Raw genomic sequence first — 20,654 nt, forward strand, 5'->3', positions numbered from 1 at the left:
CATTAAAGCATTTTTACAAAAATTAGATAGAAAGTTTATGCCGAATCAAAAAATACTGTACATTACTACAGAGATGTATCCATATCAGGAAGATACAAATATGGCTGCAGTGGTAAACAAAATGGCACTTAAGATGCACCAAGAAGGCAATGATGTAAGAGTTTTTATGCCAAGATTTGGACAAATAAGTGAGAGAAAGTTCCAGCTTCATGAGGTAATCCGCCTTTCAGGAATGAACATTATTATCAATGACCTGGACCAGCCTCTGATCATTAAAGTAGCGTCTCTTCCGGGGGAAAGACTTCAGGTTTACTTTATTGACAATGAAGAATACTTCAAAAGAAAACAATATTATTTCGACGATGAAGGAAATCCTTTCGATGACAATGACGAAAGAGCTATTTTCTTTGCCAGAGGAGTTATTGAAACCATTAAGAAGCTAAACTGGGTGCCGGATGTGATCCATTTAAATGGATGGATGTCCTCTTTTGTTCCAATTTATCTTAAAACTTACTACGAATCAGATACTTATTTCAAAGACGCTAAAATTGTACTTTCTCTTTACAATGAGAAAGATGCTGATCTGGATAAAAAGATCAGTGAAAAACTGCAATTTGATAATATTTCAGGATTAAAAGCGTTAGATAACCCAACGATTAAAAGTTTTGTTATTGAAAGTATGAACTATGTGGACGCCGTTGTGAAGGGTGACGAGTTTCTGGATGAAGACCTGGATAAGGCCTTCAACGAAGCAACAACCCAAAAGTCGGAATATCTTGACATAGATTCTATAAATCAACTTTATTAAAAACACATTTTAATGACTCATAATCTTAAAAGGACATTCGCCATACTTTTGATGGCGTTTTTCGGAAGTACATTCCTTTATAACTGTGAACCTGATCCGGATTCTCTTGGTGAGCAGCTGTTTAATGGTGATGCAGTACAAGGCAATGAAATTTCATATCCTGTTATAGCATACAATTATGATAATAAAGATTCCATCAAAAGTGATGCGTCAAGGCTGATCAGTGGATTGAACGAATCAGGTGCTGCTACTTATGTTGGTGTTCTTGGAGCTTTTACTGAAAACCAGTTCGGGATGCAGAGAGCTTCTTATGTTACTCAGCTGAGAATGCCGGTAGATAATTATGACTTTAACGGAGCCAATCCAAAAGTAGATTCCGTGGTGCTTGTAGTAAGACCACCAGCAAATACAACTGCGAATACTTATTTCTTTGAAAGTGATTCATTGAAAACAAATACATTCGATAAAAGTGATTTCCCGGTAGATGGTGTAGCTACAGCGGTTTCCATTGAAAAGAAAACTTATCCGGTTCGTAAATATGGTAAAGTGGCTTCAAAAACAATGAAAATCAATGTACATGAAGTGACTACGTTCTTAGATGCAAATAATGATGCCTTAAAACGTTCCAACGCATCAATAAGTACTGGTGAACTGTTAGGTTCAGGAGTATTTGATGGTAAAATCAGTTCCGTTTCCATTACAAAAAAATCTGACAACTCAGTCGTATTTACAGGAAACCTTGGATTCAGAATGAAGTTAAGTAATACAGACTTTTTCCAGACTCACATTCTTGATAAAAAAGGTAAGCCTGAGCTTCAGGATGCTGCTAACTTTATCAGATATTTTAAAGGAATAAAAATTTCTATAGATGAAACTGATAAATATCTCTACCAGTTCTCTCCTAATGATCTGCAGCTTATCATGTATTATAAATATGATAAAACAGACAACGGAACAACTACAAGACCGCAGACAACCCTTAATTTTAACTTAGGAAGTGCTAATGCGCATCTGGGACTGTATGAATACAGCAGATCTGGTTCCCCTGTTGCATCTGCATTGGCTGCAAGTAATCCTAATGATGGTGATGCCAGACTTTTTGTTCAGGGAATGGGTGGTCCTTCTGTGATCGTAAAAATTAAGGATGAAACAATTGCAGAGCTTAAGGATGTTTATAATAAAAATAAAGCAGGTATTGTAAGTGCTAAGATCAGAGTGTACCTGGATCCTGATACATGGAAAAATACAGGCTCTACTGAAGACCGCAGGTTTACTCTTTTAACCAATACATTAAATAATGGGGCTATTGATTATTCCACATCAGCACTGAAATTCACATCAGACCTGACAAGCGGACTTGGATTATATTATTATAAAGAAAATCCTGGTTATTATGATTTTGTCGTAACCAAAACAATTAAGGATCTTGTTGAAGGAAAAACAGAAACAGTAGGAAATGATACAAAACCAATTGTTAATAAACCATTAGTAATTACTGCCGGATCATTTGCTGCCAATGCTACAGGAACCCTTTTAGGAGTTCGTAATACGACAAGAGCATTTGACATGAACAGAATTATTCTTACAGGAGTAGATAAAACGAATACCAATCCAAAAAGAATCCAGTTACTGGTGACTTATGGTACGAAAAAATAGAAGACAATAAACAACAAACAACACTAGACAAAATAAAATATGTGCGGAATAGTAGGATATACAGGATTTCAAGACGCTTATGAAATTGTAATTAATGGTCTTAGAAGATTGGAATATAGAGGGTATGACAGTGCCGGAATTGTTTTGGAAAGTCCAGATAACAAGCTGGAAGTAGAAAAAACAAAAGGTAAAGTGGAAGATTTGGTAAATATTTCCAAAGAACTAAAAGGAAAGTCTAAAATTGGAATGGGGCACACCCGTTGGGCAACCCATGGAGTTCCTAGTGACAGAAATTCCCACCCGCATTTGTCCAACAATGGAAAAATAGCAATTGTACATAATGGTATCATCGAAAACTATGATACCATTAAAACAATGCTTACGGAAAAAGGATTTACCTTCAAATCAGAAACAGATACAGAAGTATTGGTAAATCTTATCCAGTATTTTATGGATCTTAATCCTGATATTGATTTCCCGACAGCAGTAAGATATGCATTGAATGAAGTATACGGAGCTTATGCAATTACTGTACTTCACGAAGATTACCCGGGAGTATTGGTGGTAGGAAGATTAGGTTCTCCTTTAGCAATCGGAATCGGGGATAAAGAATACTTTATTGCATCTGATGCTTCTCCTTTCGTAGAATTTACAAAAGAAGCCATTTATCTTGAAGAAGGTCATATGGCAACAATCTCTCTGGAAAACGGGGTAGATATCAGAACAATCAATGAAAACTCTAAAATTGAGCCGGAAATTCAGGAGCTTAAGCTGAGTCTTGAGCAGATAGAAAAAGGAGGTTACGAGCACTTCATGCTTAAAGAGATCTTTGAACAGCCTAAATCTGTACACGACACAATGAGAGGTAGACTTCTTGTTGATGAAGGAATTATCAAAATGGCCGGAATCTGGGATCATGTGGAGAGATTCAAAAATGCAAACAGAATTATTATTATCGCGTGTGGTACTTCTTGGCATGCAGGTCTTATCGGAGAATATCTGATTGAAGAATATGCAAGAATTCCAGTGGAAGTAGAGTATGCATCAGAATTCAGATACAGAAATCCGATCATTACAGATAAAGATGTCGTGATTGCCATTTCCCAGTCCGGAGAAACTGCTGATACGATGGCTGCTTTAAAACTGGCAAAAGAAAAAGGAGCATTTATATATGGTATATGTAATGTGGTAGATTCTTCCATTGCAAGAATTACAGATGCCGGGTCATATACACACGCCGGTCCTGAGATTGGAGTTGCTTCTACAAAAGCATTTACAGCGCAGCTTACCATTCTTACTTTAATTGCATTTAAATTAGGAAAACACAACGGAAATTTAGGAAATGCTGAGTTCATGAGCTTAATTGCTGAGCTTGATGCTATGCCTAAGAAAATTGAAGAAGTGTTAAATACTACTCATGAGCTTACACAGAATATTGCGAAAGATTTTGTGAAAGCTACCAATTTCCTTTATTTAGGAAGAGGATATAACTATCCTGCAGCCTTAGAAGGAGCCTTAAAATTAAAAGAAATTTCTTATATCCATGCAGAAGGATACCCGGCTGCAGAAATGAAGCACGGTCCGATTGCCCTGATCGATGAAAACATGCCGATAGTTATTATAGCACCAAGAAAAGGTCACTATGATAAAATTGTAAGTAATGTTCAGGAAATTAAAGCGAGAAAAGGAAAAATTATCGCTGTAGTTAATAAAGGAGACCGTCAGGTGAGCGAAATGGCAGATTATGTTATCGAAATCCCTGAAACTTCAGAATGTTTCTCTCCAATCGTTGCTTCCGTACCTCTGCAACTGCTTGCTTATTATATTGCAGTTTATAGAGGAGCCAACGTAGATCAACCGAGAAACCTTGCAAAATCTGTTACCGTGGAATAAAAAGTTGTTGTAAATAAAATAAATTTAGATTTCTTCCGTTATTTCAAAAAAAATCTTAAAAGTTTCTTAAAAAAATTATATATTTACGGCTTAATTATAAAAATTAACATGAAAAGGATATTTCTTTTATTATTGTCTGCGTCGGTAGCATCGGTATCTTGTTCAGGTGGTGGCAGCTCTTCTGTAGGGAAGCCAGGAACAAAAGGAGAATTGATACCAAGAGAAAAAACTAAATCATTTGTTGCGGAAAGACCATACGGAATGGTTGCAATTCCTGCAGGTTCGTTTGTTGCTGGTTTAGCAGACCAGGATCCGACAAATACACCTGAAAAAGCAGCATTGAAGACAGTTACTGTTTCTTCTTTCTTCATGGATGAAGCAGAAACTACTAATGCAGAATACAGAGTATTTATCAATTATGTAAGAGACTCTATCGCAAGAACTTTACTTGCTGAAGCTGCCGGAGAAGGTGGTGATGAAGGCGGACGTAAAGGGGCAAGCATAGGAGATTATGCATACCTTGCTAAAAAAGAAGAAAATTTAACACCTTATCAAGAATATATGGAAGGCCAGGGTGGCCGGGAAGACGGAGGCTATGATGCAAGCAAAAGATTAGATTGGAAAATTCCTTTACACTGGAGCACATCAAAATATCCGGATGTAGAATACGCAGAAGTTTTAGAATCTATGTATCTGCCTACTTCCTCAAGAATCGGAAACGAAAGAATTTTAGATGTAAGCAAGCTTAAATATACTTACCGTTGGGGAGATATGGATGCTGCAGTTGCTGATAACGAAAGAGGAGCTAATTACCTGAAAAGCGAAAGTATTGCGATCTATCCTGATACGACAGTTTGGGTAAAAGATTTCCACTTTGCTTACAATGAGCCATTGTTTGAACAGTATTTCTGGCACAAGGCTTATAAAGACTATCCTGTTGTTGGGGTTACCTGGGATCAGGCAAGGGCTTATTGTAACTTCAGATCTAAATTGAAAACAGATTACAACGAAAGTTTAAAAAGAAAAAAACAAAGACCATTAGAGTTCCGTCTTCCGACAGAAACTGAATGGGAATACGCTGCAAAAGGCGGAATGCAAAATGCTACTTACCCTTGGGGTGGTCCATATTTAATGGATGACAGAGGTTGCTACCTTGCCAACTTCAAACCTAAGAGAGGTAACTACATGGAAGACGAGAAAAAAGGTACTTATACATATACAGCTCCAGTTAAGAAATTTAAGAAAAATGGATTTGGGTTATTTGATATGGCTGGAAACGTTTCTGAGTGGACATCATCTTCATACAACAACTCTTCAGCTGGATTTACTTCTACATTAAATCCTTCTACTAAAGATAAATTAGATACGAAGAAATCTGTAAGAGGTGGATCTTGGAAAGATATAGGTTATGCGCTAATGACTGGTGCAAGAGATTGGGAAAGAAAAGATTCCGCAAGAAGCTATATCGGATTCAGAACTGTACAGGATATTCCTGAAGCAGCTGTTAAGCCAAGAAGAATTAACAGAAACTAATCAGACAATTTTTCAATAACAATTTTATTTAATATTAAAAAAACTAACTCAATATGTTTAAGACTAAAGATGCTTGGATGAATTTCTTTTATTCATTCGGTGCTGCAATTGTAATTCTTGGAGCTTGGCTTAAAATTACTCACATTACACTGGGACCAATTAACGGAAATATGGCTCTTACAGTAGGGCTTATTACTGAAGCGATTATCTTTATCATTTTCGCATTTGACCCACCTAAAACTGAGGAGTCTTATGCCTGGGAAAATGTTTATCCTGAATTATTGGATAAGCATGCCAACCCAAACCCTTTACATTCTAATGTAACAACTAAAAATACAAGTGCTCAGTTTGCTGAATTAGAAAACTCTCTTTCCAGCAAATTGGATAAAATGCTTGAAGACGCAAGATTAGACGTTCAGTTATTTGAAAGATTAAGAACAGGAATTGATAAATTCTCAAGCTCTGTCGATCAAATCAACCAAACTGTTGACGTATCTGCTTCTACCCATAAATATAATGAGCAATTAAACAAAGCTGCCCAGCACATGGAAAGCATGAATGCTCTTTATGCAATGCAGCTTGAAAGCGGTAAGAGACAATCTGAATTTGCTAACAAGTATGTTGCGGATATGCAGAAATCTGCAGAGCAGTCTGAGAAATTCAATCAAGAGCTACAGGGTTTAACAACTAATCTTAATAACTTAAATAGAGTTTATGGTGGTATGCTAACTGCTATGAAGTCTTAATTCCTAACCATTTCTAAATTTAACTACTTAATTAAAAACAAAGAAAAGAGAATGGCACAAGGAAAACAGACCCCTCGTCAGAAGATGATCAACCTGATGTATTTGGTTTTCATCGCGATGATGGCCCTAAATATTGATGCAGAAATCATCAGATCATACTATGACTCTACCAGAGCATTGAATGAAACCAGAACTTTAACAGAAAGAAAAAACGAGAAGATCTTTGAAAGAACTTTGGAAGCTAAGGCTCAGCAGGTTCCGGATACCTACGCACAGCCTTGGGCTCAGTACAAAGTATTGAAAACCAAAATTGATGCGTTAGTAAAATCTGCTCAGGATGTTAAAGATTTGTTGAAGAAACAATCTGAGTTTCATGACAAAGATCCTAAAACAGGAAAAGATATTGATGTAAGTGAGAACTTTGCTGCATTGAACAACAATGAAGCAACAACTGAATACTTCTTTAAAGAAGGAGATGAAAATACCCCTTCGAAGAATGCATTAGATCTGAAAGCTAAAATTGATGACGTAAGAAACTACATCAATACTACTTTTGGAAGCAATTCTCAGTTACAGGATTTAGTAGCCAGAGCTAATAAGTCTCTTATTGCGGAGTATCCTAAAGGAACATCTCCAAATGAAAAGACATGGTTCCAGAATAAATTTTACCATCAGCCGTTAATCGCTGCAATATCTAATCTGGAAATTATCCAAAATGATGCCAGAAACGTTCAGTCGGATGCATTGGCACTATTACTTCAGGAAAAAGTAGATGCGAATATCAAATTCTCAAGCTATGAGCCTATTGTTTCAGGTCCGGTAGATATCCAGGCAGGAAAACAGGCTGAAGTAAAAGTAATGTTGGGAACTTATTCTAACAGTAACAAGATCAGCATTTCTGGAGTAAGCAAAGTTGAAAACGGTAAAGGTATCATGCAGATTTCAGGTTCCGGAATCGGTGAACATAAACTAGGAGGAACTATTACATTAACAGATGCTTCAGGGAAACCACAGTCTTTCCCTTGGACACATACTTATAATGTAATTGCAGGACCAAGAGAAGTAAAACTTGAAAAAGGATTATTGCTTTCTGCTGATAAGATGAATGTAATGTATAGAGGACTTGAGAACCCTGTTTCAGGATCAATCTTAGGTGCTGACAATTCTAAACTTTCATTATCTGCAGCAGGAGCTACTGTGAAGAGCACAGGTCAGGGTAAATGGAATGTTACTCCTACTACAGGAAATGTAGTGAAGTTGACATTATCAGGAACAGATCCATATGGTAAAACAGTTTCTCAGGTATTTGAATATAGAATTAAGAATATCCCAAGACCACAAGGTCAGATCAGAGGTAAAGCTGTAAACTTTATGCCGGCAGGTTCTATACCTAACCAGATTGTTACTGCTACTTTACCAGACTTTGATTTCCCTGTTTCATTCACTGTTAACAGCTTTATTATTAAGCTTCCAGGAAAAGCAGGTACTCTGATTCAGGGTAGCTCATTATCAGGAGCAGAAGGTATGCTTAGAAACCTTAGACCTGGTGATGTAGTTCAGATCTATGATATTCAGGCGACAGCTACAGGACTTGGAATCCAAAGGCTTAAGGAAATTTCACCTGTAATTATTAATGTTCAATAAGGTTAATTTGTAAAATCATATTATGAAAAAATATATTAGCACCCTTTTCGTTTTAGTTTCGGGATTCGCATTTTCCCAAACTATTCTGAATGCTGCTTCTCCTGAGGAATTCAGACAGATGAGAGCTGAATCAATGAGAAAAGCAGGGGATACTGTTATCAGCAATAAAGTAAAGCCTCTTGAATATGGTTTCGTTGATGACAAGGATATTTACAAAAGTATGTTTGTTTGGGAAATCATTGATATGAATGATAAGATCAACCAGCCGTTCTATTATGATAATCCGGATGGTCTTCTTTCAAGTTCTACAAGATCTTTATATCAGTTATTACTTGATGGAGCTCTTAAAGGAGACATCAAAGAAGTTTATGATGATGAAAACTTTGTTACAAGACTTTCACCTGAAGCCATTCAGAAAAGACTGGAAAGTGTAAGACTTGACGAAGAAGCTATCGATATCCTGAACTCTGGAAGAACACTTACAGAAGACGAGAAGAAAAGACTTACAGATATCATCAGAACTACTACTGATAAAGTAAAAGTTCTTAAAATAATGGGTATGTGGTTTATCGATAAAAGGGATGGTCAGATGAAGTACAGACCACTTGGTATCGCTGCTATGGGTCCGGATCCTACATCTGTCGGAAGAATTGGTCCTGACGGCCAGCCTCTGGCCGGAGCTGATGAATTGATCGATTTATTCTGGATTTATTACCCAAGTGCTCGTGATATTTTAGCAAACAATTATGTTTTCAACAGAAAAAATTCGTCTGCTGATCTATCTTTCGATGATGTTATTAATGCAAGAAGATTTTCTTCTATTATCTATAAATCTTCAAGCGGTTTAGGAGATGGTGTTATCAAAGACTATATTCCTAAAAATGCAGATGAGCAGCTGGAAGAAAGTGACAGAATCAAAGCACAGATTCTTGAAATGGAAAATGATATGTGGAATTACTAGATTTCACTTGATATTTATAGAAAACCTGAGTATTTTTACTCAGGTTTTTTTATTATGAAATCGCCCTTTGTTTATTACCGATCAACAATCAATGAAATAGGCGATTACATATGACCTTTAAATAAATGAAATTTCTCATATGAAAAATGTAGATTATATTATTGTTGGAGACGGATATGCGGGACTTTTTCTGGCTCATCAGCTAATTAAAAATAACAAATCTTTTGTGATCTTTTCCGAAGGAAGAAAAAGTGCTTCTCAGGTTTCGGCAGGAATTATCAATCCGGTAGTTTTAAAAAAGTTTACTACATTCTGGAAAGCACAGGAACAAATAGATTTTCTGAAAGATAGTCTTCAGGAAATAGAATCCTATACCGGAGAAAATTACCTGATCAATGCTCCAATCCACAGAATTTTTCATGATGAGAACGAACAGAATCTCTGGCTTAAAAAATCGGAAAATGAAGAATTATCAGATTTCCTTGACAAAAATTTTGATCGCTTAAACGTAGTAAAAAACGATTTTCTCTCCGGAAAGGTGAATCAGTCTGCCAGACTTAATGTCAATGGTTTTTTCAGTGGTCTATTCAGTTATTTTGAAAAAAATGGTCATTTGATCAAAGAAAAATTTGATTATACGAAATTGAACCCTTCTGAATCGGTCTATAAGGATTTTAGCTTCAAAAATATAATCTTCTGCGAAGGCATGGGAGTAAAAGATAATCCATATTTTTCTGAAATTACAGTAAATCCGAACAAAGGACACCATATAAAAGTGAAACTTTCTCAACCGATTCCCGAAAATATCACTATTAAGAAAAAACACTTTTTGTTTCCAACCGGAAATGGGTTATATTTTTACGGAGGAACATACGATCGGGAGCAGCTTCACCACCATATTGATGAATCTGCGGTGGCACAGTTAGTCAATGGGCTCTCTGAATTTTATCCGTATGATTTTGAAGTGGAAGAAGTACATTTCGGATTCCGTCCGACAGTAAAAGACAGAAGACCAATTATCGGCAGGCATCAGACATTCAGCAATCTGTATGTTTTTAACGGACTGGGAGCTCGTGGTATCCTGAATGGCTGCTATTTTTCGAGGGATTTATTCCGTTTTATTGAAGAAAATGTTCCATTGCATGAAGAAGTATCATTGAACAGATTTCAATAATGTATCTTAGTACAGATATCAAAGTTTACAATTATGAATGAAAATGTATTAGGTATAGTGGCCGGGATTCTTACTTCTGTCTCCATGATTCCCCAGTTGGTAAAAGTGATCAGAGAAAAGAATGTGGAAGATATCTCGTTGCTCATGCTTTTAGTCCTTATTTCAGGGCTGTCACTATGGGTATGGTATGGATTTAAAAAAGATGAGCTTCCTATTATTCTATCAAATTCATTTGCTGTTTTGGTGAATATAAGTCTTTTAGTTTGTTATATCCTGTACAATAAGAAAAGGAAATAATAAAAAAGACGCCCCATACATTGAGGCGTCTTTATATTTTATGTAATAATATAAAATTACTGAAGAACAAATTTAGCTAAAGGAGCCATTCTGGCTTTGTTTAAAGTAAGAGTATTTCCATTTACAGAATAATTATCAGCAGCAAGAATTGCTTTGGTAAACTGGTTTTCAATATCCAGATCTTCACAAGCCATCATCGTAGACATTCCCTGATTGAACTTAATTCTCATCACTTCAGGTTTGATTTCAAACGTACCTCCCAAACCGTTGCATCCTGCATTTCCTTCATATCTCATTCCATTCATTTCAAGCTTGAAATAAGGATTGTTTTTAGGATTTTTCAGCTCTATTGGTTTGCCGTTCAACTCAGTAAGTTTCCAGGTTTTTCCTGTAATATCATTAGTTGGTTTTTGTGCGTTTTGTGTAGTACAGGAAACAACCAAAAATGTTGCGATAACAAGTGCCGATAAATAATAATATAAACTTTTCATAATGCTTATTTTTTAATATGAATGCTTTTCCCTATGCTAATACGATGCCATTTTTGCAGGTCCGGACTCTTTTTTTGACTGTTTAACATGAAACAGGACCATATCTGCAGTTTTTTTCAGGAAAGTTATATTGCCCTTAATATCAGAGTATTGATACTCTTCATTGGAGGCTGTATATTCAGGTAATGCATCACTCTTTTTGAGGTCAAAAGTTTTGCCGTTTAAATGTATTGTGGCTGTATTTTTAGTGTTGTTGATCGTTACTTCTATTTTTTCTCCATAGTTGTCAACATACACATTTTTTGTGATCTCATCTGTGTTTTCCGGGGTAGCAACAGTAATGGTTTCAGCTTCCTTTCCGGGATGTTTACATGCTGTTAGGGAAACAATGGTCAATCCAAAAAGGACCGGGAATAATAATTTTTTCATAGTGATAAGTGATTTTAAAGTGTTTCATGAATTGTGGTGTTAATGCTATATAAATTTACAAATATTTTTAATAAAAATGTGTTAATTTTACATAAAGTAACGTAAAATTTAAATCCATATTAATTTAACTCACCGATTTTTGAACATTATTCACGAAACAGGAAGTAATAATTTATTAGTGAATATTGAGTATAGCTATTGTTAATTCAGGATTTTTAACGGACTTGTTTCCAGTAGAATAGTGTATTTTTTTTCTTCATTTCTCATTGGTGTGTCAATTTTCGGCAAAAATAATTCAAAAAGAAGAGAAGAACAATAAGTTAATGTTAATAATCTAAAATTATGATAAAGTTTAGGTTTTAATATTTTTGATTTTAATTTCAAAAAAATATTTTCAAACCAGAGCTTAACAGATTTCTGAATGTTCAAAAAAGCAACAACTTTAAAATTAAAATTTCCTTAAATTAAAAATGTGGCTTAATATTTGAAAATTCGAAGATGCACAGGTGATATTCAGAATTGCCCGGATTATGCCTGAATAAAGGAAATGTTTACTATTTTTCAAACTTTTTTATTCAGCTAATTTAAAGGAGAGTTAAATTTTGTTAATCTGCTATGATAATATCATAAACTGGGTGTACATTTGCAACTTCAAAATGAGAAACTTTATAGTATACTTTTTAACCGGTCTTTTTCTGCTGTTTGTAGTGGAAAGCAGGCTCAACGTTAAAACTCTCCGAAATGACTACACCGGTCATGTTTCTCATCATATGCCCAAAAGAGCCAACCGCCTGAACCAGACTTTTGAAAAGCTTTCCGTTCAGCAGATGGCCGACAATGTAGACAATTCCACTTTAGAACTTACCGAAAATGATTTCCAGCTTTCTGATGTATGGCAGGCTATTGTTGTTTTTGCCGGAGTTTTCAGCCTGGTCTATATTTTTGGATTAAAAAGTTACAAACGGTTCAGACCCGATATTGATGGCTTTATTCCTGGTTTTGCCACCAAAAGATTTATTCTGATTCGTTCCATCAGAATTTAAAATTCAAACAATTTATTCTTTTTCTGCCTGATTTACAGGTAGAGATACTTTACGTTGTGTATTGTTGGTAATCAGCACACCGTACCCCTTTTATTACCGTTTATTTCTATTCAAAACATTAACGATTTATATAAACTCTAGAATTATGATAAAAAGAGTTGCTTCGGGAATTGCGCTGAGTGCCCTTCTGCTGGCGGTTGGCTGCAATAAGAAAAAAGAAGAAAAAGAAGAAGTTACCGTATATCCGGTGACATCCCCTGTAGTCATGGATACTGTAATCAACAAAGAATACGTAGCCCAGATTCAATCTGTAAAGAACATTGAAGTAAGAGCCCAGGAAAAAGGTTTCCTGGAAAAAATCTTTGTCGATGAAGGTCAATACGTGCATGCGGGACAGACACTATTCCGGATTATGCCTAAATTGTATCAGGCAGAATTATTAAAAGCAAAAGCAGAAGTAGAACAGGCTTCTATTGAGCTGAAAAACGCAAGTACATTAGCGGGAAACAACATCGTTTCTAAAAACGAAAGAGCAATGGCAAAAGCCAAGCTGGATGCTGCAAACGCAGAAATGAAGCTGGCTCAGATCCACCTTTCCTTTACCGATATTAAAGCACCGTTTTCGGGGGTTATCAACAGAATTCCTCTGAAACTGGGAAGTTTAGTGGATGAAGGTGATCTGTTGACTTCCTTATCAGATAACACAAGCATTTATACTTATTTCAATGTTTCCGAACCGGAATACTTAAGTTATCAGACTCATGCAGCAGACAGAGGCAGCAACCAGGTATCTCTGATTACTGCAAACGGAGAAACCTACACACAGAAAGGAGAAATCCAGACTATCGAAGGAGAATTTGATAACGAAACAGGAAATATTGCGTTCCGTGCTAAATTCCCTAATCCAGACAAACTTTTAAGAAACGGGGAAACAGGTAAAATACAGATGTCAATGCCTGTTCATAACGCACTGATCATTCCACAGAAAGCAACTTATGAAATTCAGGATCAGAAATACGTATTTGTTGTTGACAAAAACGGAGTGGCAAAATCCAGAAATATCAAAGTAGCTTATGAACTTCCGGATCTTTATGTGGTAGGCTCAGGAATCTCAAAAGGAGATCAGATCCTGCTTGAAGGAGTTCAGAAAGTAAAGGATGATCAAAAGTTGAAAACAAAGTTCCAGGATCCTAAGAAAGTTCTTCAATCATTGAAATTAAAAGCAGAGTAGTGGTCTCTAAAATGAAGCAGTATGTTTAAAAAATTCATTCGCAGACCAGTTCTGTCCATAGTAATCTCATTGATTATTGTATTTATGGGGATATTGTCATTGGTAAAACTTCCGGTGACACAGTTTCCATCCATTTCTCCACCCAAAGTAAATATTACCGCAGAATATCCCGGAGCAAACAACGAATTGTTGATTAAATCCGTTGTTATCCCTTTGGAAAGAGGGCTAAACGGGGTTCCCGGTATGAAATATATGACATCAGATGCCGGAAATGACGGAGAAGCGTCTATCCAGGTAGTATTTGACCTGGGGACGGACCCCAATGTAGCGGCAGTAAACGTTCAGAACCGTGTATCTTCTGTTGTTAATAAACTTCCTCCTCTGGTAGTACGTGAAGGGGTGAAAATTACCCGTGAGGAGCCTAACATGTTGATGTACATTAACCTGTATAGTGATGATCCGAAAGCCGATCAGAAATTTCTTTTCAACTATGCAGATATTAATATAATGTCTGAGTTGAGAAGGGTAAGTGGTGTTGGTTTTGCTGATATCCTCGGAACCCGTGAATACGCAATGCGTATCTGGCTTAAACCGGACAGATTAACAGCTTATAATATTTCAGCTGATGAAGTAATGGAATCTCTGAATGAGCAGAGTTTGGAGGCTTCTCCTGGTAAAACGGGAGAAAGTTCGGGAAAACGTTCTCAGTCCTTTGAATATGTATTAAAATATCCGGGACGTTATAATAATGAGAAAGATTACGGAAACATCATTCTGAAAGCAAAACCGAACGGGGAGTCTGTAAGGCTGAAAGATGTGGCTGATATAGAGTTCGGAAGTTCCATGTATGATATTTATTCTACACTGAACGGAAAACCTTCTGCAGCGATTACGGTAAAACAGTCATACGGATCGAACGCAAGCGACGTTATTAAAAATGTAAAAGCATTGATGAAGGATCTTGAGAAAAATAACTTTCCTAAGGGGATGCATTACGAGATCAGTTATGACGTTTCCAGATTCCTGGATGCCTCTATGGAAAAAGTAATTCATACCTTATTTGAGGCCTTCGTTCTGGTTGCTATCGTAGTATTCCTGTTCCTGGGTGACTGGCGTTCTACATTGATTCCTGCACTGGCAGTTCCGGTTTCATTGGTAGGAACATTTGCGGTAATGTCTGCCTTCGGAATTACCCTGAATATGATTTCACTCTTTGCCCTGGTAATGGCGATCGGGGTTGTAGTAGATGATGCGATCGTAGTAATTGAGGCCGTTCACGCCAAGATGGAAGAAAAGCATCTTTCCCCGTTAAAGGCAACGGAAGAAGCAATGCATGAGATCAGTGGAGCAATTATCGCTATTACACTGGTAATGGCATCCGTATTCATTCCGATTGCATTTATGTCCGGTCCGGTTGGGGTATTTTACCGCCAGTTCTCCATTACAATGGCTTCGTCCATTATCCTTTCAGGGGTTGTGGCCCTTACTTTGACACCGGCATTGTGTGCTTTGATCCTTAAAAATAATCACGGAAAAGCTAAAAAGAAAACTCCGGTTACACTTTTCCTTGATAAATTCAATAACCTGTTTACAAAAGGAGCAGGGAGATATGAAAAACTGTTGAACAAAACAGTTACGAAAAAGACAATAACGTTACCATTACTATTAGCATTCTGTGCATGCACATTCTTCCTCAGCAACTCTTTACCATCCGGATTTATTCCGGCTGAAGATCAGGGGATGATCTATGCTATTATTCAGACACCTCCGGGATCTACATTGGAAAGAACCAATCAGATTGCCAGAGAGCTTTTGAGAGAATCAGAAGATATTGATGGAGTACAGTCCGTTTCCTCTCTTGCTGGGTACGAGATTCTGACCGAAGGTACCGGATCCAACTCAGGAACCTGTCTGATCAACCTTAAAAGTTGGGAGGAGCGTAAAGAATCTGCTGCCGAAATCATTGAAAAACTCGAAGAAAAGGCCAAGAATATTCCGGGAGCCAATATTGAATTCTTCCAGCCGCCTTCCGTTCCCGGATATGGAGCTGCAGGAGGTTTTGAGCTTCGTTTGTTAGATAAAGCAGGAAGTGGAGACTATCACAAAATGGAGCAGGTAAGTAACGACTTTGTGAAAGAACTTAAAAAGCGTCCGGAGCTTGGATCGGCATTTACTTTCTATTCTGCAAGTTTCCCGCAGTATATGCTTAGGATAGACAATGATCTTGCGGAGCAAAAAGGAGTAACGATTGAAAAAGCGATGGATAACCTATCTACATTGATCGGATCTAACTATGAGACGAGTTTCATCCGTTTCGACAGACCATATAAAGTGATTGTTCAGGCCGGACCACAATACCGGGCTTTACCGACAGATCTGTTGAAACTGTATGTTAAAAATGATAAAGACCAGATGGTTCCTTATTCAGACTTCATGAGACTTGAAAAAGTGTATGGACTGTCTGAAATGACAAGACATAATATGTATAATTCTGCACAGGTAAGTGGAACACCTGCTCCTGGATACAGTAGTGGTCAGGCGATCCAGGCGATTCAGGAAGTTGCGGATAAAACACTTCCGAGAGGTTTTGGTATCGACTGGGCAGGGATTTCCAAAGATGAAGTAAGCCGTGGAAATGAAGCGGTATTTATTTTCCTGGTGTGTTTAGGATTTGTTTACCTGATCCTTTCTGCCCAGTATGAAAGCTTTATTCTTCCGTTACCGGTTATTTTATCGCTTCCGGTAGGTATTTTCGGAGCCTTTTTATGTTTAAAACTTTTAGGTTTGGAAAACAATATCTATGCACAGGTGGCAATGGTGATGCTGATTGGACTTCTGGGTAAAAACGCGGTATTAATTGTTGAATTTGCCGTACAGAAGAAGGCAGAGGAAGGAATTCCTGTAGCACAGGCAGCTATTGAAGGAGCTGCCATACGTTTCCGTCCGATCTTAATGACCTCATTTGCGTTCATTGCCGGATTGATTCCGTTGGTAATTGCAACGGGGCCGGGAGCAGTTGGTAACAGAACGATTGGTACAGCAGCAGCGGGAGGTATGTTAATCGGAACTGTTTTCGGGCTGATGATTATCCCTGGATTGTATTATATCTTCGGAACCATTGCTGATAAGTCACGATTGGCGAGATATGAAGAAGAGAATCCTTTAACAGAACAAACTGAACCTTATGAACATGATGGAAAATTCGAAGACTAAAAATATAATCACAGCCATTGCCTTATCGCTTGTACTTGCAAGCTGTAAGGCGCCGATGGCGACTGTTATAAAAGACGAGGTAAAAGAAAATATTCCTCAGAACTTTAATCAGGAAGAGCAGCAGGATGCTAACAATAACAGCGGAACAACACCGTGGAGACAGTTTTTTACGGATCCTAACCTTGTAACCCTGATTGAAACGGCTTTAAAAAATAATCAGGAGCTGTTGATCACTCTTCAGGAGATTGAGATTGCTAAAAGTGGTGTTTTAGCTAAAAAGGGAAGATTGAGCCCAACCGTTTCTGCAGGAGTAGGAGCCGGGCTGAAAAAATCCGGTCGCTATACCAGCGAAGGAGCCGGAGATGCTACCACAGAAATAGAGCCGGGTAAGGAAATGCCGGATCCGCTTGGAAATTTTGAAGCAGGCTTAAATGCGAGCTGGGAGATTGATATCTGGAAAAAACTCAGAACCGAAAAAGAATCTGCCGTAGCTCATTACCTTTCTACAGTAGAAGGAAAAAACTTTGTCCTGTCTAATCTTATTGAAGAAGTTGCGGATAATTATTATGAATTGCTGGCACTTGATAACCAGTTGGATATTATACAGCAGTATATCAAGCTTCAGCAAAGGGCATTGGAAATTTCCAAAATTCAGAAAGAAGCTGCTGCTGCAACAGAACTTGCTGTGAAGAAATTTGAAGCAGAACTGGCAAAATCCAAAGCGGCAGAATATACCATCCGTCAGCAGATCACGGAGAAGGAAAATGAAATTAATGCTTTGCTGGGAAGATATCCACAGCCTATCGTAAGAACGAAAGAAAACTTTATGTCTACTATTCCCCAGACAGTATATACAGGGATTCCGTCACAGCTGTTGGCTAACCGTCCGGATATCAAGCAGGCAGAACTGGAATTAAAGGCTTCAAAACTGGATGTGGAAGCAGCAAGAAAAGAATTTTATCCTTCCCTGGAAATTTCGGCTACATTAGGTTTAGAGGCTTTCAAACCTTCATACCTTGTTAAAATGCCGGAATCAATTGCTTACAATCTGGCTGGTGAACTGGCAGGACCGCTGATCAACAAAAGTGCGATAAAAGCTAATTTCCAGACAGCAGATGCAAAACAAATCCAGGCTTTGTATGAATATGACAAAACTATTCTGAATGCTTATCTGGACGTTGCGAATCTGATGTCGAAGGTTAAAAATATAGACCAGTATTATCAACTGAAGTCTCAGGAAACGAAAGCCCTGGATCAGTCTATTGATATTGCCAATCAGTTGTTTCGTAATTCCAGAGCAGATTATCTTGAAGTTCTTTTGAACCAAAGAGATGCACTGGATGCTAAAATGGAACTTATTGAGGCAAAACAGAAACAGCTCAGCACAGTAGTTGACATCTATAAAAGTTTAGGTGGCGGCTGGAAATAAAACATCATAATTCTATCAATAAACAGTTAATGTTTTTTGGAAGGGTCAATTCTTTTGAGTTGGCCCTTTTTTATTTTTAATGCGACAGGTTCTGTCGCTGTAAAGAAATATTTTTGTATTAAATTAAATTTATGGTCAGACAGGTTTGTTAAAAAATGTTAAATTTGCAAAGTTTTATAACCCAGTCAAATTATGGCTAAAAAACAATAACTATGAAATTTTTATTCAATTATATTCATTCGGAGAATATTCTTAATTTACTTTTAAAGTCTTCAAAATCAATTTAATGTGTACACATTTTCATACATATGAAATACAATATTTCTTTACTCTAAAAGAATATAATTTTCAATAGTTTTGAAAAATTATCAATATATAATGGAGTCTGATCCTAGGAATATACCATTAAAAAACCGGATCTATCTATCATAATAACAATGTTAACTAAAAAAAACACGGGAATGAAAAAAATCTCTCTCAGTGCATTTATCCTATGTACGGCCTTGGGTATCCATGCCCAGGAAGTGGTATGGCAGAAAGACATCCAATCCTCTACCCAGGATTTTCTAAGCCAGGTTACCACAACCATCGATCAGCAGTATCTTATCACAGGAAGTTCTATACAGTCTAAAAGCCAATCGCCAGCAGCCAGCAGCCAAAAGCAAAACTACGGTTACGATTTTCATCTTATCAAACTGAACCAGCAGGGAGAAGAGGTCTGGGAAAAATATTTCTCAGGACAAAACCATGATTATCTTTCCGCCACTGTTACTACACAAGATGGTGGATTTCTTTTAGCAGGAACTTCATATTCCGGAAAAGGTTTAGATAAAAAAGAGGATTCCAAAGGCGGTTCCGATATCTGGCTGATCAGAATCAATGAATTTGGGGATGAATTATGGCAGAAAACGTTGGGAAGTTCTTCTGATGAAGAAGCCAGAGCGGTTATCCAGACTACTGATTTAGGATTTTTTGTTGCCGGAAACGTACAGAATTCAGTAAAAGGCTATGGCTCTAAAGATGTCTGGATTATCAGACTCGATAAAAACGGAAAAGAACTCTCCCAATTAATTTTAGGCGGAAAAGGTTTAGACGAAGTAGAGAAGATGATTCCAACGAGAGATGGTGGAGCATTACTGGGGATTTATTCAAGAAGTTCCGAGGTTCGTGTTTCTGGTTCTGAACAAGGTTCCGGGATGCGAGATGCGGGTTCTGCATCAAACGTTCAAAACCCAAATTCCGTATCCCGCAACTCGAAACAAACTGAAAACTTTGGTGAGGGTGATTATTGGATTGTGAAATTGGACAAAAACGGGAAAGTAGAATGGGAAAAGAATTTCGGAGGAAAAGGGGATGATCATTTGAGAAACCTGGCTTTAACGTCAACTGGCTTTATAATTGGTGGAGAATCCAGGTCAGAAAGATCAGGTAATAAAACGGTAGGCATTGAAGAAGGGACAGACCTTTGGCTGATTGCTTTAAATGAGAGAGGAGATGAGCAGTGGCAGAAATCTTACAATTTTGGAAACCGTGACATCCTGATGGGAATGAGTGTAATAAGCGGGAAGCAGGAAGATGGAGGCGGGAAGTCTAAAGGCATTCTGCTGGGAGGCTATACCCAGGCAGAAGGAAGAATAGAAACAGATGATGAAACCTTCTGGATGTTATACCTTGACCAGAATGGAAACGAGCAGTGGAGAAAACATGTAAAAGGAGAATCCAGAAAGAAGGAAGAAAGGCTTTCCGATTTAAAGCTGAACAGAGATGGTTCTATTGTTCTGGCTGGAACGAGTGCAGAAGAATTGGGTAAAGAAAACTGGAAGATTGTAAAGCTGGGAGACAAACAAGTAGACCAGTTAATTGAAAAGTATGATATTAAAATCTATCCTAATCCAGTATCAGATTATGCTTATGTAGAAATTGGTCTTGACTTTAAAGATGCAGATATTCTGTTGTATGATATGAGCGGAAGACAGCTTCAAAGTGTAAAAACCAAGAATAAAGTGACTAAGATTAATACCCAGGCTTTGGTTCAGGGGGCTTATCTTATTACTATAAAAACGGATACCAATAAAACGGCGAATGCTAAACTGATTAAGAAATAAT

At 37.4% G+C, this 20,654-nt stretch carries 16 protein-coding genes; 14 read left to right on the top strand and 2 right to left on the bottom strand.

Features of this window, described 5'->3' with window-relative positions; genetic code table 11:
* Positions 1 to 37: 37 nt before the first annotated feature.
* The 9 genes from EL165_RS20520 (at position 38) to EL165_RS20560 (ending at position 10,712) form a co-directional block, all read left to right on the top strand.
* Positions 38 to 808: a glycogen/starch synthase gene (locus EL165_RS20520; protein WP_041462141.1), complete on the top strand. Its 771-nt coding sequence runs from the start codon at positions 38 to 40 to the stop codon at positions 806 to 808.
* A 12-nt stretch (positions 809 to 820) separates the two neighbouring features.
* Entirely contained in the window at positions 821 to 2,464 is a 1,644-nt protein-coding gene (locus EL165_RS20525; protein WP_002984717.1) for a DUF4270 family protein, read from the top strand.
* Positions 2,465 to 2,503: 39 nt separating this feature from the next.
* Positions 2,504 to 4,357 carry a glutamine--fructose-6-phosphate transaminase (isomerizing) gene (gene glmS, locus EL165_RS20530; RefSeq protein WP_002984716.1) on the top strand — a complete coding sequence of 618 codons (1,854 nt, stop codon included), beginning with the start codon at positions 2,504 to 2,506 and terminating at the stop codon, positions 4,355 to 4,357.
* A 108-nt stretch (positions 4,358 to 4,465) separates the two neighbouring features.
* Positions 4,466 to 5,890, top strand: a complete 1,425-nt coding sequence (porK, locus tag EL165_RS20535; RefSeq protein ID WP_002984714.1) for a T9SS ring complex lipoprotein PorK/GldK — start codon at positions 4,466 to 4,468, stop codon at positions 5,888 to 5,890.
* A 53-nt stretch (positions 5,891 to 5,943) separates the two neighbouring features.
* Positions 5,944 to 6,636 (top strand): type IX secretion system motor protein PorL/GldL, encoded by a 693-nt coding sequence (gene porL / locus EL165_RS20540; protein WP_002984713.1) that lies wholly within the window; start codon positions 5,944 to 5,946, stop codon positions 6,634 to 6,636.
* A 51-nt stretch (positions 6,637 to 6,687) separates the two neighbouring features.
* Positions 6,688 to 8,280 carry a type IX secretion system motor protein PorM/GldM gene (gene porM / locus EL165_RS20545; RefSeq protein WP_002984711.1) on the top strand — a complete coding sequence of 531 codons (1,593 nt, stop codon included), beginning with the start codon at positions 6,688 to 6,690 and terminating at the stop codon, positions 8,278 to 8,280.
* A 22-nt stretch (positions 8,281 to 8,302) separates the two neighbouring features.
* Positions 8,303 to 9,241, top strand: a complete 939-nt coding sequence (gene porN, locus EL165_RS20550) for a type IX secretion system ring subunit PorN/GldN (RefSeq protein ID WP_002984710.1) — start codon at positions 8,303 to 8,305, stop codon at positions 9,239 to 9,241.
* 139 nt (positions 9,242 to 9,380) lie between these two features.
* Positions 9,381 to 10,415 carry an NAD(P)/FAD-dependent oxidoreductase gene (locus tag EL165_RS20555; RefSeq protein ID WP_002984708.1) on the top strand — a complete coding sequence of 345 codons (1,035 nt, stop codon included), beginning with the start codon at positions 9,381 to 9,383 and terminating at the stop codon, positions 10,413 to 10,415.
* Between the two features lie 33 nt (positions 10,416 to 10,448).
* Positions 10,449 to 10,712 carry a SemiSWEET transporter gene (locus EL165_RS20560; protein ID WP_002984706.1) on the top strand — a complete coding sequence of 88 codons (264 nt, stop codon included), beginning with the start codon at positions 10,449 to 10,451 and terminating at the stop codon, positions 10,710 to 10,712.
* 56 nt (positions 10,713 to 10,768) lie between these two features.
* Here the strand turns inward: EL165_RS20560 and EL165_RS20565 are convergent, their stop codons facing one another.
* Both EL165_RS20565 and EL165_RS20570 read right to left on the bottom strand, forming a co-directional pair.
* Complete coding sequence (locus EL165_RS20565; protein ID WP_002984703.1) at positions 10,769 to 11,203, bottom strand: META domain-containing protein; 435 nt, start codon at positions 11,201 to 11,203, stop codon at positions 10,769 to 10,771.
* A gap of 36 nt (positions 11,204 to 11,239) precedes the next feature.
* Complete coding sequence (locus EL165_RS20570) at positions 11,240 to 11,632, bottom strand: multicopper oxidase domain-containing protein (RefSeq protein WP_002984701.1); 393 nt, start codon at positions 11,630 to 11,632, stop codon at positions 11,240 to 11,242.
* A gap of 656 nt (positions 11,633 to 12,288) precedes the next feature.
* Here EL165_RS20570 and EL165_RS20575 point away from each other — a divergent pair.
* The 5 genes from EL165_RS20575 (at position 12,289) to EL165_RS20595 (ending at position 20,653) form a co-directional block, all read left to right on the top strand.
* Positions 12,289 to 12,675 carry a hypothetical protein gene (locus tag EL165_RS20575; RefSeq protein ID WP_002984697.1) on the top strand — a complete coding sequence of 129 codons (387 nt, stop codon included), beginning with the start codon at positions 12,289 to 12,291 and terminating at the stop codon, positions 12,673 to 12,675.
* Positions 12,676 to 12,823: 148 nt separating this feature from the next.
* The gene (locus tag EL165_RS20580; RefSeq protein WP_041462174.1) at positions 12,824 to 13,906 is read left to right on the top strand and encodes an efflux RND transporter periplasmic adaptor subunit; all 1,083 of its coding nucleotides are present in this window, start codon (positions 12,824 to 12,826) and stop codon (positions 13,904 to 13,906) included.
* Between the two features lie 21 nt (positions 13,907 to 13,927).
* Complete coding sequence (locus EL165_RS20585; RefSeq protein WP_002984692.1) at positions 13,928 to 17,119, top strand: efflux RND transporter permease subunit; 3,192 nt, start codon at positions 13,928 to 13,930, stop codon at positions 17,117 to 17,119.
* Complete coding sequence (locus EL165_RS20590) at positions 17,091 to 18,548, top strand: TolC family protein (RefSeq protein WP_002984690.1); 1,458 nt, start codon at positions 17,091 to 17,093, stop codon at positions 18,546 to 18,548. Before EL165_RS20585 ends, EL165_RS20590 begins: the two co-directional genes overlap by 29 nt.
* A 461-nt stretch (positions 18,549 to 19,009) precedes the next feature.
* Positions 19,010 to 20,653 carry a T9SS type A sorting domain-containing protein gene (locus EL165_RS20595; RefSeq protein ID WP_041462173.1) on the top strand — a complete coding sequence of 548 codons (1,644 nt, stop codon included), beginning with the start codon at positions 19,010 to 19,012 and terminating at the stop codon, positions 20,651 to 20,653.
* Position 20,654: the final 1 nt, after the last annotated feature.

Origin of the sequence: Chryseobacterium gleum (assembly GCF_900636535.1) — a bacterium.
GTDB classification, from domain to species: Bacteria; Bacteroidota; Bacteroidia; order Flavobacteriales; family Weeksellaceae; genus Chryseobacterium; species Chryseobacterium gleum.

Bases quoted from the DNA above. Each gene is read 5' to 3' on its own strand.
- EL165_RS20555 (WP_002984708.1), top strand. From the start codon at position 9,381: ATGAAAAATGTAGATTATATTATTGTTGGAGACGGATATGCGGGACTT.
- EL165_RS20560 (WP_002984706.1), top strand. From the start codon at position 10,449: ATGAATGAAAATGTATTAGGTATAGTGGCCGGGATTCTTACTTCTGTC.
- glmS (WP_002984716.1), top strand. From the start codon at position 2,504: ATGTGCGGAATAGTAGGATATACAGGATTTCAAGACGCTTATGAAATT.
- EL165_RS20520 (WP_041462141.1), top strand. From the start codon at position 38: ATGCCGAATCAAAAAATACTGTACATTACTACAGAGATGTATCCATAT.
- porL (WP_002984713.1), top strand. From the start codon at position 5,944: ATGTTTAAGACTAAAGATGCTTGGATGAATTTCTTTTATTCATTCGGT.
- EL165_RS20565 (WP_002984703.1), bottom strand. From the start codon at position 11,203: ATGAAAAGTTTATATTATTATTTATCGGCACTTGTTATCGCAACATTT.
- EL165_RS20525 (WP_002984717.1), top strand. From the start codon at position 821: ATGACTCATAATCTTAAAAGGACATTCGCCATACTTTTGATGGCGTTT.
- EL165_RS20585 (WP_002984692.1), top strand. From the start codon at position 13,928: ATGTTTAAAAAATTCATTCGCAGACCAGTTCTGTCCATAGTAATCTCA.
- porN (WP_002984710.1), top strand. From the start codon at position 8,303: ATGAAAAAATATATTAGCACCCTTTTCGTTTTAGTTTCGGGATTCGCA.
- EL165_RS20595 (WP_041462173.1), top strand. From the start codon at position 19,010: ATGAAAAAAATCTCTCTCAGTGCATTTATCCTATGTACGGCCTTGGGT.
- EL165_RS20575 (WP_002984697.1), top strand. From the start codon at position 12,289: ATGAGAAACTTTATAGTATACTTTTTAACCGGTCTTTTTCTGCTGTTT.
- porM (WP_002984711.1), top strand. From the start codon at position 6,688: ATGGCACAAGGAAAACAGACCCCTCGTCAGAAGATGATCAACCTGATG.
- EL165_RS20570 (WP_002984701.1), bottom strand. From the start codon at position 11,632: ATGAAAAAATTATTATTCCCGGTCCTTTTTGGATTGACCATTGTTTCC.
- EL165_RS20590 (WP_002984690.1), top strand. From the start codon at position 17,091: ATGAACATGATGGAAAATTCGAAGACTAAAAATATAATCACAGCCATT.
- porK (WP_002984714.1), top strand. From the start codon at position 4,466: ATGAAAAGGATATTTCTTTTATTATTGTCTGCGTCGGTAGCATCGGTA.